This is a genomic window from Candidatus Nitrospira nitrosa, from assembly GCF_001458735.1.
Lineage (GTDB): Bacteria > Nitrospirota > Nitrospiria > Nitrospirales > Nitrospiraceae > Nitrospira_D > Nitrospira_D nitrosa.
Map to the genome: position 1 here is coordinate 519,058 of NZ_CZQA01000009.1, position 18,230 is coordinate 537,287.

General features: G+C 54.2%; 14 protein-coding genes. 2 read left to right on the forward strand and 12 right to left on the reverse strand.

Annotated elements, in window-relative coordinates; all coding sequences use genetic code 11:
- The first annotated feature begins 76 nt into the window (after nt 1-76).
- Together COMA1_RS14415 and COMA1_RS14420 are read left to right on the forward strand one after the other, a co-directional pair.
- Nucleotides 77-976, forward strand: a complete 900-nt coding sequence (locus COMA1_RS14415) for a formylglycine-generating enzyme family protein (RefSeq protein ID WP_090749709.1) — start codon at nt 77-79, stop codon at nt 974-976.
- Between the two features lie 77 nt (nt 977-1,053).
- The gene (locus COMA1_RS14420; protein ID WP_090749711.1) at nt 1,054-1,662 is read left to right on the forward strand and encodes a hypothetical protein; all 609 of its coding nucleotides are present in this window, start codon (nt 1,054-1,056) and stop codon (nt 1,660-1,662) included.
- Nucleotides 1,663-1,692: 30 nt separating this feature from the next.
- Here COMA1_RS14420 and COMA1_RS14425 read toward each other — a convergent pair whose 3' ends face one another.
- The 12 genes from COMA1_RS14425 to COMA1_RS14480 form a co-directional block, all read right to left on the reverse strand.
- Nucleotides 1,693-2,538, reverse strand: a complete 846-nt coding sequence (locus COMA1_RS14425) for a formylglycine-generating enzyme family protein (RefSeq protein WP_090749713.1) — start codon at nt 2,536-2,538, stop codon at nt 1,693-1,695.
- Nucleotides 2,539-2,698: 160 nt separating this feature from the next.
- Nucleotides 2,699-4,051, reverse strand: a complete 1,353-nt coding sequence (locus COMA1_RS14430) for a HEAT repeat domain-containing protein (protein WP_090749715.1) — start codon at nt 4,049-4,051, stop codon at nt 2,699-2,701.
- A 12-nt stretch (nt 4,052-4,063) separates the two neighbouring features.
- The gene (locus COMA1_RS14435) at nt 4,064-4,699 is read right to left on the reverse strand and encodes a hypothetical protein (RefSeq protein ID WP_141654356.1); all 636 of its coding nucleotides are present in this window, start codon (nt 4,697-4,699) and stop codon (nt 4,064-4,066) included.
- A gap of 6 nt (nt 4,700-4,705) precedes the next feature.
- Nucleotides 4,706-5,632 carry a carboxypeptidase-like regulatory domain-containing protein gene (locus tag COMA1_RS14440; RefSeq protein WP_245631105.1) on the reverse strand — a complete coding sequence of 309 codons (927 nt, stop codon included), beginning with the start codon at nt 5,630-5,632 and terminating at the stop codon, nt 4,706-4,708.
- A gap of 163 nt (nt 5,633-5,795) precedes the next feature.
- Complete coding sequence (locus COMA1_RS14445) at nt 5,796-6,455, reverse strand: hypothetical protein (protein WP_090749719.1); 660 nt, start codon at nt 6,453-6,455, stop codon at nt 5,796-5,798.
- Nucleotides 6,456-6,519: 64 nt separating this feature from the next.
- Nucleotides 6,520-7,506 (reverse strand): formylglycine-generating enzyme family protein, encoded by a 987-nt coding sequence (locus tag COMA1_RS14450; protein WP_090749722.1) that lies wholly within the window; start codon nt 7,504-7,506, stop codon nt 6,520-6,522.
- Nucleotides 7,507-7,549: 43 nt separating this feature from the next.
- Complete coding sequence (locus COMA1_RS14455; protein WP_090749724.1) at nt 7,550-8,512, reverse strand: formylglycine-generating enzyme family protein; 963 nt, start codon at nt 8,510-8,512, stop codon at nt 7,550-7,552.
- Nucleotides 8,513-8,527: 15 nt separating this feature from the next.
- The gene (locus COMA1_RS14460) at nt 8,528-9,466 is read right to left on the reverse strand and encodes a carboxypeptidase regulatory-like domain-containing protein (RefSeq protein ID WP_245631106.1); all 939 of its coding nucleotides are present in this window, start codon (nt 9,464-9,466) and stop codon (nt 8,528-8,530) included.
- 134 nt (nt 9,467-9,600) lie between these two features.
- Nucleotides 9,601-14,544, reverse strand: a complete 4,944-nt coding sequence (locus tag COMA1_RS14465; protein ID WP_245631107.1) for a cupredoxin domain-containing protein — start codon at nt 14,542-14,544, stop codon at nt 9,601-9,603.
- Nucleotides 14,545-15,190: 646 nt separating this feature from the next.
- Nucleotides 15,191-16,429 (reverse strand): AmmeMemoRadiSam system protein B, encoded by a 1,239-nt coding sequence (amrB, locus tag COMA1_RS14470; RefSeq protein WP_090749728.1) that lies wholly within the window; start codon nt 16,427-16,429, stop codon nt 15,191-15,193.
- Between the two features lie 157 nt (nt 16,430-16,586).
- Nucleotides 16,587-17,336 carry a hypothetical protein gene (locus tag COMA1_RS14475; RefSeq protein ID WP_090749730.1) on the reverse strand — a complete coding sequence of 250 codons (750 nt, stop codon included), beginning with the start codon at nt 17,334-17,336 and terminating at the stop codon, nt 16,587-16,589.
- A gap of 16 nt (nt 17,337-17,352) precedes the next feature.
- On the reverse strand, nt 17,353-18,195 hold the full coding sequence (locus COMA1_RS14480) for a hypothetical protein (RefSeq protein WP_090749732.1): 843 nt from the start codon (nt 18,193-18,195) through the stop codon (nt 17,353-17,355).
- Nucleotides 18,196-18,230 lie beyond the last annotated feature (35 nt).

Below are 18,230 nucleotides of genomic sequence, written 5' to 3' on the forward strand. Positions count from 1 at the left end.
CACCTGTCAGCCATCGAGGACAAAGCAATCGTGCAACGCCCTCCGGCCCCACGATAAGGCGTTTGGATACCATCACATGTTGGATTCTCGTACAGGTCTCGTGACTGCTCTTTCCTTCCTCACCATCCTTGGAACCTCCGCGGTCACGGAGGCTGGATCAAAACCGTCACCGGAATTATCTTCTCATTTAACCGCCATTGCGGCACTGGCTAAGCCATCCCCAATGGTCCCCGTCCAGGCCGGCACTTTTCCATACGGGAGCAAGAGCGTCCCTACTGCGCCCTATGGCAACTGGACCCCTTTCGATGATACGGAGCTTCCCCAACATCGCGTCTGGTTGGACAGCTACGAGATTGATCGGGATGAAGTCAACCTCGGGGAGTACCTTGTTTTCTTGCAACAACGAAACCAGCATCCACCGGACGAGCTACAGAAACTGCTCTGGCATGTCATCACCATCCATTTCATCCGGGACGAAACCTTGACACGATGGCCTGCGCTCTATGTCACGTGGGCAGAAGCCAATGATCTCTGCACAGCCAAACAGGCGAGACTCCCGACGGAAGCCGAATGGGAAAAAGCAGCGAGAGGGTCAGACGGCAACCTATTCCCTTGGGGTGAAACCTCCCCAAGCTCCTCATTCGCGATGTTTGGACAGCATCATGTACATGAGATCCCGATCCTCGCAGGTGTCGATTCCCTTGATCAAGGTCGAAGTCCGTACGGCCTACACCATATGGCCGGAAACGTCGCTGAATGGGTACAAGACTGGTTCGGCCCTGACTACTATGCCTATATGCCGGAACGCAATCCGCCAGGCCCTGCCATGGGGCGATACAAGGGCGTTCGAGGCGGTTCATGGAAAAGCGCTCGCATCATGCTCAGAACCGCCACAAGAGGCGGCGCATCTCCCAATCAACGTTCTGCAACGATCGGCTTTCGGTGCGCACGTTCATCGATCAAGAGCGCCCCGTAATCGATATCCTCACACCACATTAAACACAGAGCCACTAATCGATGAGGAGAGATCAAGTGAACAATGGAGTCAGTTGGATGAAAAGATTCGGATGGTATCACGTTTGGCGGATTCTCATGATGACATGCAGCGTCCTTCTAACAAGTATTCCGACCCAAGCGTTGGAGTTCACTGCCGATCAGATCACAAAGATCAACGGACGCTCACAGAAATCCAACGTCTACTACCGCGACAACATGTGGCGTATTGAGCACCACACGATGGGACCTGTCAACGTCAGCATCGTGCGCAAGGATAAGCAGGTCGTCTGGCTGCTCCTCTCCCGAATGAAACATTTCAAGACCATTCCGTACAGTACAGAACAGGACCTCAGAGTGGGTGAAACATTGCCTGGTGAGGTGTCACGGGAGGAAATCGGCCAGGAAGTCAGGGAAGGACATCCGACCGTCCTGTACGAAGTGACGACGAAGCAAGGGGAGCAGGTCGACGTCTACTACCAATGGCTCGCGACGGACATTCATTTTCCCATGAAGCTGGCCAAAAAGGACGGAAGTTGGATCATGGAATACCAGCACGTCAAGATGCACCCGGTCCAGGATTATCTGTTCAATCTCCCACTGAACTTTCAACCGTTGGAGGACTTTAATAAGCCAGCTGAACCAGAGTCGGCAAAACCTGCCATGTAACCATACTGAACGGGGCTACTGAGCCTTATATCAGTCTATTCCCTTATCAGCGGCACAGCGAAAGCCGGTCGACTCATTGCGCATGGTCGGATCACTATCGACACGGGTAAAAATGCGCACCGTTGGGGTTTCGTTCTGCCAGCCCGCTCCTCGAATCACCTTCTTCGTGCCTTCCTGGGGACCTAGTGGATTCTTGGAGGGACTCTTTTCATAATACCGCGCATCGTACCAGTCATTTACCCATTCCCACACGTTGCCGACAATGTCATATACGCCGTAAGGGCTCTTCCCCGCCTCATAACTTCCGACTGGCATGAGCGTCTTCTCGCCGATCCACTTCTGGTTGTAATTCAGATGTTTTGCGGTCGGCTCGACATTTCCCCAAGGGAACCGTCGATCAGATGTCCCTTTTGCGGCTTTTTCCCATTCGGCTTCCGAGGGAAGTCGTTTTCCGGCCCATTTGCAGTAGGCATCCGCGTCGAACCAATCGACATTGATGACAGGACGCTCTGCAAGTGATTCTGTGATGGTGCCACCTTGCCAAAGATTTCTCGTAGGATTTGTCGGGTTCTGTGGGACACGATGGCCGGTGCTCTTGATGAACTCCAAATAGCGGCCATTCGTCACTTCGAATTGATCGATTAGAAAGGTATCCAACACGACCTCGTGACGTGGGTATTCGTCTCGTCCACCGTCTCGATCTCCAGGTGGCACCCCCATGGGAAATGAGCCGGTCGGGACCTCAACCATCGGCGCACGGTCCTTTCCCTTCGGCGGTGCGATCACAGCCTGCAATGACTGGGCAGACGCCATGAGGAGAAACGTATTGAACAGCATGCTGAACGTTGCTATCCCAATCCACCATCGAATAACCATCAGACCTGACTCCTTACTTGTTGCGTCAGCCTTCTCATACTTCCGTTATCACGCAACGGACCACGGGCTTGTGGATAGGGCTGACCTATATGCCGAATATTCATGCGAAACTTTTTCTCACGTCAAGGCCGGTCATGGATGCGAGTAACACTCGCGACCATTACTCCTTGGTCGACATCACATGGAGCAGCTCCCCTCCTGCCGTTGCACGAACCGCGTCATCGTCATCATGAAGCCCCTGCTTTAGAACCGGAAGAGCCCCTCCGCCATCTATTTTTGCCATCGATTTAAGCGCTGCAATTCTGACACGAGGCATCGTATCCGCGAACAACGACATCACCACTGAATGAGCTGCAGCGTGATTCTCCTTGGAGGCTCGTCCAAGGGCTCGAGCGAGGGCGGTCCTGACGGCCAACTCCTTCGTGTTGATAAGAGCCCAAATTTGACCGGATAGCTCATCAAACCGTTCCCCCTGCTCAAGCAATCCCCCGATCACAAACGCCCGGACTGACGCATCAGGTTCCTCCGCTATGGCCTTTCTCAATGGTGAAATCGTATCGAGACCATGGAGTTGTCCGAGACTCACCGCAGCCGCCACTCGAACCGGAGGAAGCGGGTCCCGCAGAAGCCTACTCAAGACAGTGATCACCTCCGGCTTAGACACATGACCAAAGCCCATGGCAGCCACACCTCGAATCGACGGTTGTGTGTGCCGGCTGGCTTCGATCAGAATCGGCAACACCTGCGCTCCTTGCAAGTCGACCAACGCACGAATCGCCGCCCCCCGTTCATCAGGGTTCGGAGCCTTCCCTAAGCGTTCCAACAACCCACAACCTTGTTTGCGTCCAAAGCGACACAAGGCCTCTGCCGCGGCCACGCGCACCCGCACCTCAGGATCTTGCAACAGTGGTTCAACAAGACTGACGACCGCTACATCGCCGGACTTTCCTAGTCCCTTGAGAACCGCCTCCTTCACCAAAGCCGCTTGGTCGTCCAACGCCTGTCGGAAACGAGCCGATCGGCGACCGCCATCTAATTTTGCAAGCCCTTCAGCGGCCAATGCACGGACAAGTCCTGATCCATCGTTGAGTCCATCTTCCAAAAATGGAATCGCTTCAGGACTCTGCCACTCCTTCAGAGCTGTGTACGCGACACCTCGCATCTGTTCCCGCATATCCTGAGTAAGCACGACCACGAAAGCCAGTGCGACCTCTTGGAGAGTCGATTGATCATCATGTTTGAGCAATTGCACAAGATCGTCATAATCCGATAAGGCGTCCTTCGGCTTCCCCAACCTCAATAATGTGCGAATTTTGAGTCGACGAACATCGGGCGAACCGACCATGTTTGAGTCAAGCTTGGCCAACTCATCCAGGACCTTCTGATATTCTTTCTGATCGTAGAGCGCCTGAATTGCCTGCATGCCTGACGTGGTTGTCCCCGCCGCCGTCTCGTGCAGCGGCATCAACCAGGTCAGGAGCAACAAGCCAATTGCAACGTATCGATTCGCCAAGAAATCTATCTCCTACTCCTCACGCCTTCCACCGGTGGAGCCTCGCCGTTTCTGGTAACCCGGTGGCTCCTCAAAATACATGGCAGGCTGCGGTGACCTCCGGATTCGCTCATACTGAAACGACCAATCACGGTCTTGGTTGACAAGTTTGAGTATAATGCCCAGCTCATCATCAACCCATTCATAGAATCGTTCCTCACGTCCATGGCGATCCGTCCAAACCTCAAACAGCTGAGCAGGACGTTCGGCGACCACCGATAGGCCGATCAGGGTTCTCTTCGTTTCTCCCATCAATTTTGGAAAGATGGGAATAATGTCCTCCGTCAGCGGCATCACCAGCAGTTCTCGAAGTTGAGGGAGGACATACCATACCTCTGCGTGATCCAGTCGTATGATTTGGATCGCCGCAAATCCTCGCTCCGTTCGAACGGCATACTTATACTCCAACCGTACCCGATCACCTTTCCCAAACACCTGCGCCTGATATTGCTTCCCGTCAACGTGTTTGAGAAGACGGCCTGAGAATTCAGGCTCACGGGAAAGACTGTCGCCACCCTCTGCAACCGCCAGTGGAGCCCAGATCAAGATCACCACAAGGAGAACAAGGAGCACCGGCGTAACGGTTGTCCTCGTTATCCTGCGCCACATCGCTGGTTACTGCTGGATCTCAACCACCGGTTGGATATCGATGGAATACCCCAAAGACTCAAGACCGAATCGAGGATTATCCATAACCTTATAGGCCGTTCGACTCCCCTTTGGAGCCGGTAAGGATAGTTGTTCGACCAATTTTCCGTCGGGCTGCACCACAACAAATTTCGTCGTGCCAGGGCCTGTCTGCGGATGCCACACCACCAACTGATACGTCCCGGGCGGAATACCATCGATCACAAACTTTCCTTCTCTATCTGTGACAGCATAGTAGGGATTGTTCACAGCCATCGCCCAACTTTCCATATAGGCATGAAAACCACACTGCATATAGAATGTCCGTCGACCTTTATTGAGATACACCGGCCCGACCAGCGACTTCCCCGGCGCATGATTATGCATGGCATGAAGATCGCCCCTCCGATGCTGGTGATTCATGATCAGTGGTGTGTTGAACAAGACCCGGTTACCTGCCTCAGGCGACGTCTCATATCCCTGAATATCGTGCATGACCGGGTCCATATTGATCACTTCCACCGCATGCCCATTTCGAACAATCGTCATAAACGGCTCGAATTTGCAATCCCTCGCTTCAATCAACGGAACGGATACATCAAAGGACTTGCCGGACTCGACCCCTTCCAGCAAGACGATCGCGTCCTTCAGGCCTCTGCGGGAGTCGACGACAAAATCATACAGCAAGCGCCACCCACGTCCATTTGAAATCCTCCCGCAATAGACAGGATCAGGAAACGTGATGAGGTTGAACCCTTTCGGTTCAGGAGAATCACCGCTCAGGGTCACCACGCCTTCGATCGTTCCTGCATGCTGGACATCAATAACTTCATATGCCTCCGCACTGATCGGCAGGAACGCGGCAGCGACGAAAAGTACGGGCGCGACACAACTCGTGCGCAACAACCCATTCACCGATGAACTCCTCTGTCAACATTCACGAGTTCACTACCTCAGTATCCTTTAACCACTACAAAAATACTCCCCTGGAAGAGCAAAAGGTCCTGGCTCCCTTCCAGACATACACTCAGATCATGCAGATGTTCATACAGTGCAATCTTGATAGACCATGCCAATTCTATTGACTAGGAGCCTTTCGGTTAGCGGTACCCTGTAAATCCATTTCCAGCAAGACAGGGCCATCCGTCTGCCTGGAATCAATCCGACGGGGCATCTGGTCAACCATAAGTTTTGTTAACGGGACTGCCGCAATCGTCGTCGCGTTGCTGAAAGGATTTGAGTACAGGAACAGCCGTACGCTTTTCGGTCGTTCACTCGGCTTGATCTGAGCAACCACCTCGCTCCCCACAAATCCGACCAAGAGACCGCTTCCATCGCCGAGTTTATGAATTTCGTAGGATCCTGACGAAGATGATACCCGCTCCAACATCAAATCCGGACTCTGTGTCACCAATGCCATGCCAAGCTGCTTGGGGGCGATGAAACCATAGCTCCCCGTAGGTGCCAGCGAAAACCGAACCGTACCACTCGCCAACTCCGCCACACTGTTCCTTGTTCTCATCTGGCGCCTCAATTCCAGTTCCGTTCCAGCTGCCTCGATGACCACTGCCGCAGGCGCAGCCTTTTCCACAGGCAGCACCTCGGTCTTTCCTCCTGGCGCCGCCCCGCTCAGCTGCGGAGCGCTCACCGGAAGAATAACAGCAAGCAGAAACGCAGCAAGCCGCAGTTCTGGTAAGCCTGCACGGGTCATGTATGAAGCAAGCCCGGTGACAAACATATTCACTCCTTGCCTGATCAGCTCATTATAACCAGCGTGTGCCCATGTCGCACGACACGATAATTCAGCGCGCTGACTCCACAGATGAGGTTACATAATGCACTTGAGAGGTCCTAACCGATGACGGCTCCTCGGTCACCGACTTCGCGCAACGAAATCCCAACCAATTAATCTTCGTGTTCGGATCCGTCCCGTTCCTCATCGCCACTCTCATCGTGGTGGTACTGTCCATCCAACCTCCACCGCGAAACGCTTTTTGTGTTCCAGTTGCTGGCCCCTGAGGATTTCGATCAGGCGCCGTCTTGTAGTAACCCTGGTCATACCAGTCGGACACCCATTCAGCCACGTTCCCCATTGTTTGATAGAGTCCGTAGGGACTCACCGAGTTTTCATACTTGTCCACGGCGATGATGGGTGGGTACATCAGTGATCGTTCAGGCCGATCCCGCACGGGTCCAGAAAGCCCCGTCCTTCCGAAGTTCGCCCGGCTCAATCCCGCGGATTGACTCCCCCAGGGATTCATTCTTCCGTCTTCACCTCGCGCCGCCTTTTCCCATTCCGCCTCAGTCGGCAGCCGCTGCCCAGCCCACTTGCAATACGCATCGGCGTCGTGCCACGTCACGTGCATGATCGGATGGTGCGCCATAGCCTCTTGGAAATTTCCACCGTCGTAGCGCCAATCCAACTGGGGATTGCGCCCGGTCGCGAGAATGAATTTCAGATAGTGAAGATTCGTGACCTCGTACTTATCGATCGCAAAGGCATCGAGATACACGCGCCGTTGCGGAATCTCGCCTCGATAGGCTAGGCGATCCGTCTTCTTATCGCTGCCCATCAGAAACTCTCCCGCGGGCACCACAATCATTTCCCCTTTCGTCTTCCAGTTGGCCACCCGTTCCATGGCCAATTTCTTCCCGGATTCCGTCCATTCCACCGTGATGTCTTGTGTATCGAGTCCCCATGCGACATGAGACATGCTTGCGATGACACCGGCCATGATCACGACCAGACTGGCCCTCCGCCATACTCGTCCACTTGCTTCTCTCATCATGCGGCCTCCTTCTTGAAGAATAAAGTTCTTTACGTAGCGTCCGTCACTCCGAGAGCCGCATCACCGTCGGTGCGGTACCATCTCGGCCGATATTCGATGCTTCACCATTTACATGGTCTCCAGACTGCGCACAGCGAAACCCCGTCAAGTAACTCTCCCGATCAGGCGGACCACCATTGCGGCCGGCGGAGCGGGCAACCTCCGGGTCTTCGTTCCAAGACCCTCCACGAAAGACCTTGAGTTCTCCGGTCGTGGGCCCTTGCGGATTCTTGTCGTGACCATGCCGGTAATACTCCGGATCAAACCAATCCGATACCCATTCGCTGACATTACCGGCCATTTGATACACGCCGTACGGACTGGCCCCTTTGTCATAGCGATTGATATTGGCGAGCGGTGGGTACTTGAATCCTCGCTTCGACCCAGGGTGGGCAATATTACTCTTGATCCAACCTGCAGGCTCATTCCCCCATGGGAAAATCCGACCGTCTACCCCACGGGCTGCTTTCTCCCACTCGGCCTCAGTCGGAAGTCGTTTACCGGCCCACCGGCAAAAAGCGTCGGCTTCACGCCAGCTCACGTTGATCACGGGATGGAGTGTTGCTTTTTCTGGAAATGGATTCTCTCGCCAGAACTTCGGCCAATCTGCTCCCGTCCCGAGGACGAATCTAAGATACTCAACGTTTGACACCTCGAACCGGTCGATCCTGAACGTGTCGAGATAAACCTCATGCTGTGGCTGTTCCTGCGGGCCGGCGGCACGGTCTTTTCGCGGATCACTCCCCATAAGAAACGATCCTGCCGGAACCAATACCATTCCACCCGGCACCTCCATTGCCCCCAACCGCTCGGCTTCATCATGTGGCACCCACAGCTGCGGCTGCTTCGAGCTCTCGTGGTCAGCCCTCGCCGGGACATCAATAAGCGACAGCAGCCCACACACGACGATTATGCAGATGCATCGCATGAGACCGACGAATGATGGCACCGCTCCCTCAACTTGCATCGATCCAACCTTCGCTCACCGTTTCTGCTTCTGAATCATTGGATCAATCTCTTTCTGGGCTTCCTCCGTCACATTATAACGGACATAGTCATGTTCTAGGACCTCATTGGCATAGAGTCGACCCGTTGGAGCCTGGACCATCAGCGTCGTTTCCATCGTCTCTTTGGGACGCACCGTAATCGTTTGCTCAACGGATGTCCTCACGTAGGGATGCCAGACGACCAACTTATAGGTGCCCGGGGGAACGTTGGTGATGGCGAATCGCCCCTCCTCGTCCGTCTTGGCAAAGTACGGATTGTTGACCGCTACTCCCCAACTCTCCATATACGCGTGAAAGCCGCACTGCATCACGAAAATCCTGCGCCCCTTGCTGAGATTCACCAGTTGCTTCGTGGGAGCACCGGCCATGTGTCTGTGATACATCGCGGCATCGCTACGATCTTTAAAGTTTCGAGGATGTTGTGGATTCATCGGTAACGGAACATTGAACAGTACTCGTGCGCCCAGATTCGACGTTTCATACGCTTGGATATCGTGCATGACCGGATCCATATTGACGACGGTCACTGATTGATCGTCTCGCACCGCCATCGTGAAGGGGAGAAACAAGCAGTCCTTGGCTTCAACTTGAGGCGTACTCGTCTCGTCAAACGGCTTACCTTTCTCCACCCCTTCGAGATACACCACGACTTCTCGAAATTCCCCACCGAGTCCCACATTGAAGGGCTGCAAAATGCGCCACCCTTGTCCGTCTGAGATGCGGCCGCAGTAGAAGGGATCAGGCAACGTCGTGAGATTATAGCCTTTCGGCTTCGGGACCTGCCCGCCGAGATACACCGTCCCCATAATACTTCCACCGTCTGAAACCATGTATTCTTGGTACGCCGCAGCCTGACTGCCCCCGGCGAGTATGATTAATCCGATGATGAATCGCCCCCACATCACCATGTTCATGTTCACTCCTTGTGCATCCTGATTTTTCCATCGCAATCAACCAACACGATAGGACTGGAGTCACTACAAACACAAGTGGGGGAGCCGCATGAAACAGGCGACTCCCCCACAGATGCGATACTATCTCCGTTCCGCTATTTCATCGCGGTCGGAGTAGCTTTCGGTTGGGGCGCTACCTCAGCCCGCTTGACCGCCGCTCCCATAGCCCCGAGCGGCTGGATCCGGGTATCACCTGCCGGCAATACTCGGAGATAGCCCCACTGACCGGACTGCGTGTAGGGCAGCCGTTGGTTCGACCACACGAAGTCACCGACTTGACGATACGGACCACCCGCACCGCCACGTAGGAAGACATCAAGTGTTTCAGAACCGGCGTACTCCACAACACTGATCATATCAGCACCCGGCATGTACGGCTCGATCGGCCACTCATGGCCCTCGACTCCAAACATCCCGTTTTGCTCACTATTGGCGCCGATCACGTGAATCCTGACCGCATCGCCTGCGTGCGCTTCGATCAACGGCGTCACTGGATCCTCCGGCTTGTCAACGACACAAGGCTGGAAGATCTTCCCGAGTGAACATCCCTGATCTTCTCGGAACTTGTAGGGCTCTGCGCGGTAGTTCACCGACGTCAAGCCCGCGACATTCTGCACATACGGCATGAATGCCGTCCCGATGATGTTGTCCTCATCTTGGAAGAAGAGGGCCACGTCACGGTAGTTCCGTTTCCCAACGTTGTCTGGGAGCGTCGTATCCACGATCACGTCCGCTCGCCAAGCGTTCTTCTGTGAGACATCTGCACCGCTCACAGGATCACGATACTGCGATCCACGTGGGCCGATGATGATCGCGCCATACAATCCGTTCCGTGGATTGACAACGATATTACCACCATCCCACACCAAGGAGGTCGTCTCCTTGTTCGACGGATGCGCATAATAGGTGTACTGACGTTTTTCACCTGGACCAATGGTCTGATCGCCGCCGTTGTTGCCGACGTTCAACCCTTGACTGTCCTTCGGATCAAAGGCCAATCCAGGCGCGAAGAATGACGCCCGACTCGCCTTCATCTTGTTGGTCAAGTTCACCTTGATACAGTCGCCCAAATTTGCACGCAGCGTCAACGGGTGCGGCGTCGCACCGCTGGACACCGTCGTGGCTTCTCCTTCCAGCGCGAAGATCTTGCCTTCCGGCATGGTCATTTCAATCTTCCGCTCGAAGTCCACTTCAATTGCGTCCGGCGCTTTCGGATTCAACTTCATTGGGCGATCCAATGCCACCACACTGAAGTTCTTGACCGGTGCATCCACCGGGCAGACTGAGCTCGGCGTGGCAGGAATGCTCAAAGGATTGGTTCCCTTTGGCAACGGCATCAGATCGGACACTTGCTTATCAAGTACCCGCAGGATTCCCCATCCACCTTCCGCGAAGTGTGAACTTCTACCATTAAAGTGGATATAGTCACCCGGCATGCCCTGGAAACCGCCCGCCTTTGTGACCAAATCATACCGTTCGGCGATTCCAACGTGAATCGAGTTCTTCCGATTGGCATCCGCCGCATAGCGTTCCGTGAGGAACGTATGACCGGAGATCGTCCAAACATGGGACTCATTCATGAGCTGGTGCAACAAGCGGACGACCAATGTGTCACCTGTGTACGCCCGAATCAACGGTGTCCCAGGGTCTCCATGGATCGCGCTGCTGAACAGCTTCGAGGTATCCGGATTGTTTGATAGGCGTTGTGCAAACGGAGCCGCGCGGAAATTGAAGCCGCTACCGGTCGTATGCGTTCCGCCGTTGATGTACTTATTCGGCGCATTCAGGATTTTTTCCGGCATCTGGAACGACACGGTCTTTCCAGCTTCCAGAGCAACCTCTACCGGCTGTCCTGGAGGATTACCGGCCTCGATCACGTTCACGGTGTGTGGCACCGTGTCATGGATCGATACCATCAGCTCACGGAAACTCCCACTCACGCCCGCCCCGATCGGTTCGTTGCTGTGAATGTCTGCAACCGGGCCGCTGTAGACCAGCTTGCCGTTCTTCGGATCATGATAAGTCGATCCGAATGGCTCCACGATCGTGACGCCGAACCCGCCGTGCGGCCAGGTCGTCGCACCGAAGGCATGGTCGTGCCAGAACACGGTGCCCATGTCCACATCCACCCACCACCGATAGCGGACAAACTCCGGTGATACCAGATCACCCGCCGGGTGACTATTCTTCAACGGCTTATAGAACGTCACCTGATCGCCCTTGATCTCCTTGATCCGGGCAACCTCTTGACAGCTCTTATCCCGTGGCAACGAGGCCGTCGGATCGTTCCCTTTGTCTAAACAATCCATCCCGACCATGACTTCGGTATTGACATGGAAGGGCGAGGCGCCTGGAGCCATCTTGATCTTGAGTGATTTCGCTCCAGCCTTCACGGCACCCTCTAGCTTCGCCACCATCGGAGCCGGCAACCCATGCTTGGTCTTTTTCCCCCACATGGTGAACGGCCGGACCGACATCTCATATTCAAACCCTGAGATCACACCATCCGAGTTCCCCGTATCGAACTGGAAAAAGTGGGGATGGATGTTGATCTTGGATGACTGGAAATTCGTGTAGTCGTCGTCATCCCACTCGCTCGTCAGCAGCACATCCACACAGTCATACACGTTGGCACGAATGACTGCGGGAAGCTTCAGATCGTCATTCGCTCTGGTCAAACGTTCTTCTTCATGCAGCACATAGATCAAGCCGTCCTTGTCGACCATGGCCGGCTCTTTCCCCTGCTTCTTGGCCAGAGTAATCGGCATCCGCACGAAGTGGATGTTGTAGTGCTTACGATTCGCGTTTTCGGGGCAGAGGCTCCATCGGCCCTGCTCACCCGGCTTGGCTGGCTCTGAGGTCCGCTCACCATTTTCATCCTGGTGAATCGGCTCCAACCATGGCGCTCCGCTGTGGTTTGCTGAGAACGGCACACGCTTGCCGAAGTGCGGTTTGAACAATGGCCACGCCATCTTGGCCGTGGTTGGATCAAACAGAATGGCAGGCCTGGTGCTGTCCTCCCACTTAGCTGCCCATGCATATTTAGGATTCTGCGCGGTACTTTCACGTTCACCGCGCGCGATATTTCCGTCCCACTTCCAATCCCACACCGTTGAATCATAGGAAAGGATCTGTCCCTTTTCATCCTCGGTATGGCCCGGCTTTCCTTGTGCCGGGACAAACATCTCAACCCAATCCTTGACGTTCACGACGACCGGGTTGGACTTCCAGTTGGTCTTCTGCCCCTTGTCGACAATCTTAAACGTCTTTCCGAACCAATCAACCGTGGTCCCGATCAACTTATCGGACGAAACACCGAGCTTCATCCGACCGATGCGATCCGGCAACTCACGGAGATCCGGCATGCTGTCAGTATGGGCCGCCCCCATTTGAAGCGTATTGTAGAATCGACCATACCCCCACATGCCGGCTACATAATGGTGGGCCACATGGCAGTGATAGAGAAACTCACCTGCCAAATGCTGACAACCACCGCCACCGCATTCAGGCTCAAGGTCCAACGCCTCAGATGGCCCGATCACTTCCACATCCACACGATCCGACTTCGTTCTCACGATCGGATACTTCACGGGCCCATCAGAACCCATGGCCCAAAGATTGTTGGGCTCGGTGCCTGGGCTCCGCTGCCACCGGATCGTCCCACTATGAGGATGGTGTGAATGGAACACCTCGGAACCGCCATGGACCACCCGCCACTTCACTGGATCGCCCAAGTAGCCACGAGCAATCGTAGTCGGCGTGTCGCCGAACGTATAGGAGCTGTAGGCCATCGATTCATCTTCAAACCCGAAATACTCGTGCTGGAGATGCATCTGGTCGATCCCAAACGGCTCACTGCGATAATTAATCGCGCGACCGCCTGGACGATAGGCATCGGTCAATGGGTCACGTTGAGGCAAGAAGTCGCCCTTCTTGTTCAATGGACGGAACGCTTCGTCCCCGATCTCATGGTAGAACAGCACAAACTCACGGAAGTCAGGTCCTGAACCATTGTCAATATTGACCTGCCAGCCGCTCTTCACTTCAGGTGCGGCCCCCGCGCTCCCCAACGCGTCCACGTACTTTGAACCCTTCGGCTCGACAACGAACGCCCCGAAGAGGCCCAACACCGTCAGCTCACGGTCATGGCTGAAGGAATGGAACTGACGTACGCCTTCCTGCATCTGAGGATGAAGATACCATTCAAATTCTTGTACCTTGCCTGGCGCCACAATCGATTCAGGATTCGTGGTGGTCGCCGGCTTGCCGGACGAGCTTACGATCATGCTGGACGCCTGAATGAACAGACTCCCATCCTCACCTTCCATCTGATTGCGCAAGGTCATCTTCACGCAATCTCCAGGGTTTGCGCGCATGACCAACGGCTGAATCACATCACCCTGCAAGCCGGTGGTAACGGCACCCGGATCATACCCATCCTTCTCTCTGGCTTCTTTATTTTTCGTTTCCTCTGCACGAGCCTTGGAGAGATCCTCCGTCAATACGTACATGTAGCCCGGATAAAAATCGAGCCAACGATTCAAGGTGATTTCGATGTTGATCATGGACACATCGAACTGTTTTACCGGCACGCCGGCAGGGCACTTCCCTCCCGAACTGAGGACCGGTTCACCCTTTCCTGCATCCGTCATCAACAGGAAGCTGCTCCCATCCTGCCCCATATACTGGTGCATCATCGACATATTGTTGAATGCACCGGACGTCTGCTGCACCTGCGCATCACTTTGAGCCTGCTGTCCGAGCTTCTCCATCAGGCGATGATGCTGCATCTCCATCTTTTGGGCATTGTCGGCGCGCCCTTCGATGGCATTCTCAACCACCGTCTGCCCCTTCAGCTGTTGGGCCCAGCCTGGCATCGCCACCGGAGTCGCATGCCCCCCATGAGGAGCAACCCCCGACTCGGCAGCAAACAAACCAGGCGCCGCAAACAGACCCCCAGCCAACAAGACTGACTGGAGCATCCGCGCGATGCCTGATCGCCTCAGCCCTCTAAAAGGTTTTAAAAATAGAACTCCCATACTTGGCCTCCCCTCGCTTAGATTCATCCCTTAGAGCGGATGATCGTATTGAAAACCCCCAATTACTCCTCCCACTTCAACAGCGACCCACATTCAGAATTAAGTATTTTCACGCTCTTAGCCTGACTCATCACACTTATGAGCAAGCTATGTAGCCGCTTGTTAGAAACGGTGTCAAGTTTTTTGTGTGGCTGAGGTGCTTTTGGACACCACATCCCCACGTCCTCTGATGGAGCACTGAGACACCGGCCTCCAGCGTGACTCCGGCCTCTAGTGAACCTGAGAAATAAAGAGCTGGTGAAGGGTTCCTTCTTGCGAAGGAATGGGTCATTCGGAGGCCGGTCCAAAATCACCCAAACCTTCACCAGCAACAATAATTGTGAGCAATCACTGTGCCTTTTTGTACGAACGATCAAATGGATCGGTATTTTTTAATAGATACAATAAGTTGTGGTGACTTCACGCTCACAACACCACTCCGCAGACTTTGTGGAACTTTTCTACAGAGAAAGACAGCTGGTAGGCAAAATCTACAGCTATCAATATAAATCATATGGTTACAACTGTCTAATTATTTAGACAATTTACACTGCGTGTTTGGGGCAGGATGGGACAACGAAAATGATTATTACGGACTGAGCTGTCATTAGAAAAACGCCATGCTGGTGTAGGTCGCCGTAGAGTTATATTGATCGGTGATACCGCGATCGTAGCGGAGAACCTGACCCTTCTCGGCTTGGATCAATCGCAAGAGGCAGTAGATAGGCGAGAAGCCGGAAATGCGACGCTGATCGTTTTCTCTCTGAATATAGGCGGCGAATTCCTCAGGCTTGAGTTCTTCCACGTGCTTCAGCATCTCCAAGTCCCGTTGCATGGAACGATGGAACGAAAAATCGGTGGGTGGCGCAGTATCGCCATAGCGCAGACCGAGATGAGCCAATTCTCCTGCCGCAATCACACAGACTGTCTTTCCAGATTCAGTAATGGTATTCCGGAGAACCGTAAGAAATTGCTCCACGGAATGCTGAACGGTTGTATCCTTCAAGCTGGATGCTGAAAACGAAGAGAGAATTGGAACAATCGTGAAAGGCTTATTGACACTCGTCTGAAGAAACGGCAGCTGAAATTCAATCGCATGTTCAGCCTGATGTGCGATCTCTTCGTCGACACAATCGCGCACCAGCGCCTTGAGCTGCTTCAGAATCTGTTGATCCGTTGGAATCAGACCGAGCGGCGTTTCAAAATCCTTGTCCGTCACGGCAAACACGTTTTCGAGACCGGCATGGGCGGTCCCGATAATGACATAGACGTCCGGCTGCTGACTTTCTTGAAGTTCTTTGTAGCCCCATGCGTAGACCGGCCCTGCTTGTTTGATGTCGTAGGTGGGCGTCACGAGCCCTTTGATCAACTTCCCTTTGTTCTCAGATGGCTTGAAATCCGGCCCCTCGCTTGACGTGAAGAATCCGTCGATCTGCTTGCGCAGTTTGGCGCCGTCTGCTTCGTAACTTCGTCCGGCAAACACCGCGGGACGGAACGGCCGTTGTCGATACTCGGCCAGAGCCTGTTGTCGTGCGGCCTCAATCCGTGGACCTTCCAGAAACAGCTTCTCATCCAGATCTGCGACCAGCTGCTCAACTTTGCTCGGGAGCAGAAACTCACCGAACCGTTTCAAGTACAATCCCCCGATATCCAGGAGGGAATGTTCTCCATCAAAGTGCTGCACGATAAAAAAGAAGTTGAGCGGCAGCACCAGCTTTTCTTTACTCAGCCCACTTGGGTCCCACAGCACGACCAACTGATCCTCCCCCTGCTTGATGGGTGAGAACTGAAGATTTCTGAGGATCGGATATTGGACAGAGTCTTTGGTTGAACTCGTTGTCATCATGATGAGGTCGATCTCGTCTATGTGGTCTGTTTGGCCTGTTTAGAACACAATACGTTTCATCTCGCAGACACAGTGTATCTGGACTATGGTCCATTTCGTCAAGAGTCTGGCATCGGCAGATCCGGCTCACCAGAAAAACCGGAGAGACTCAAAAGATCTACTGTCTTTCCTGCGCGCCGGTGGTCGACCGCCGACTGAGAAGAACCAACGCGGCCACGACGGCAACCACCAGCCAGATCGTGGGCCGGCCGTAGGAGGCATCGGAGAATTCAATCAAGTCGCTCAAGCGACCGATCAAAAGCGACATGCGAGCCATGACCGTGTACCCAAACCCGGCGCCGAAGGAGATCATGAGGAACATGATGCCGGTTCGCGCCACCGCTTTTCCCGTTCCGCTATGCTCGATGGAAAAGAAAAAATAGAAGAGCACCGAGCTGACCCCCAGCAAGATAATGATGGCATTGAGGTTACTAGCCGGATTAAGCAGATTCATCGAAAATGTGAGTCCCTCCGGCCCCGCGATCGACAAGAGCGGACGCACGGTATCCTCGATTTGCTTCAAAATGAACGATGAGATCGTTCTCGGAATCGCCAAACCTGAGCCCATTCCCACAATAAACGCAAAGGCATACCGAGACATCCAAGCCGCCTTGGGCACATAGCGAGTCAGCATGAGCATCCCGATTGCCACGGGAATGAAGAGCGCAAACTCTCCGTTCTCGACGATCGGCTTGATGATGAGGTGCAGAATCACGGTGTCGTAGGTCTTCACGATCGTGTACCCGATCGAGACACCGACATAGAGGTGTTCGGCGAATTTAAAGAGCGGGGTGTCCTTATAGAGAAAGGAAAAGATCAGGAGCGTTAACCCTGTTGCAACCCAAGCTCCAAATATTGTGGCATCCATCCTTATCCCCTATCTGCTACCCGAGGTGCCCCTGAGCCCGTAAGGCCCGCCGCTGCGAAAAATAGATCAGGTTGCACGTGATGACCAGAACAATGATCGCCACATGCGTCGCGGACTGTGCATCCATGCCGGCCACCGCCTTGCCTTTTTGACCGATCAAGCTTTCATATTCCGCCGCCCCACGGAGCCCCCCGATCAGGCCGTTGATCTGCCCGCTCCGGAGCAATGGATAGAGTCCAGGCGCCATGACGCCTGTACAGCCACCACCCATTTCAAATTTGTACTTATCCTTCCCAAAGACGTACCACTCTTCCACCCCCGGTCGTCCTGCACCCAGACTGACCATGTACGTCACATCTTTCAAATTGCGCACGCCCTCCAACACAGGCAACCCCTTCGTCGGTTTGCCGCCATAGTCGCTGGGGAAGGCCGAGTAGAGATCCTGTCCCATATTGATGATCACAGCCTGTCCGCCGGGACTCCACCCGAGAAAGGCGTAGTCCTTTCCATATTCCTTTCCCATCTCCTTGGCGACCTGCGTCACGATCTGGTCCGCCATCCCGGTGCCGGATACCCACAAGGTCATCGTCATCACACGAAGATTTTTTCTGAACGCGTGTCGGAGCAGCGAAATCGCTTGGGGATACAGCTCCGGCTTTGAGGCCGGGTCAAAATCGATCGAGAGGAGAAACACAGACCCTTCCGGTAACGACTCAATGTGGTCATACACGCCGCGCACCTCTGACGAAATCTTGATCGGCAACCCGACCGGATAGAGCAACGGCAAGAGGGTACAGAGACCGATCATCAAGAAGATGATTCGCCGATCGATCTTGAGCATGCGCTCCGAGAAGCTCATGACCCGGTCCTCGTGACGCACGGGAAGTTTTGAGT

Excerpts from the sequence above, each read along its gene's own strand:
- COMA1_RS14415 (WP_090749709.1), top strand. The coding sequence starts at position 77 with ATGTTGGATTCTCGTACAGGTCTCGTGACTGCTCTTTCCTTCCTCACC.
- COMA1_RS14420 (WP_090749711.1), top strand. The coding sequence starts at position 1,054 with ATGAAAAGATTCGGATGGTATCACGTTTGGCGGATTCTCATGATGACA.
- COMA1_RS14425 (WP_090749713.1), bottom strand. The coding sequence starts at position 2,538 with ATGGTTATTCGATGGTGGATTGGGATAGCAACGTTCAGCATGCTGTTC.
- COMA1_RS14435 (WP_141654356.1), bottom strand. The coding sequence starts at position 4,699 with ATGTGGCGCAGGATAACGAGGACAACCGTTACGCCGGTGCTCCTTGTT.
- COMA1_RS14445 (WP_090749719.1), bottom strand. The coding sequence starts at position 6,455 with ATGTTTGTCACCGGGCTTGCTTCATACATGACCCGTGCAGGCTTACCA.
- COMA1_RS14450 (WP_090749722.1), bottom strand. The coding sequence starts at position 7,506 with ATGATGAGAGAAGCAAGTGGACGAGTATGGCGGAGGGCCAGTCTGGTC.
- COMA1_RS14455 (WP_090749724.1), bottom strand. The coding sequence starts at position 8,512 with ATGCAAGTTGAGGGAGCGGTGCCATCATTCGTCGGTCTCATGCGATGC.
- COMA1_RS14460 (WP_245631106.1), bottom strand. The coding sequence starts at position 9,466 with ATGAACATGGTGATGTGGGGGCGATTCATCATCGGATTAATCATACTC.
- COMA1_RS14465 (WP_245631107.1), bottom strand. The coding sequence starts at position 14,544 with ATGGGAGTTCTATTTTTAAAACCTTTTAGAGGGCTGAGGCGATCAGGC.
- amrB (WP_090749728.1), bottom strand. The coding sequence starts at position 16,429 with ATGATGACAACGAGTTCAACCAAAGACTCTGTCCAATATCCGATCCTC.
- COMA1_RS14475 (WP_090749730.1), bottom strand. The coding sequence starts at position 17,336 with ATGGATGCCACAATATTTGGAGCTTGGGTTGCAACAGGGTTAACGCTC.
- COMA1_RS14480 (WP_090749732.1), bottom strand. The coding sequence starts at position 18,195 with ATGAGCTTCTCGGAGCGCATGCTCAAGATCGATCGGCGAATCATCTTC.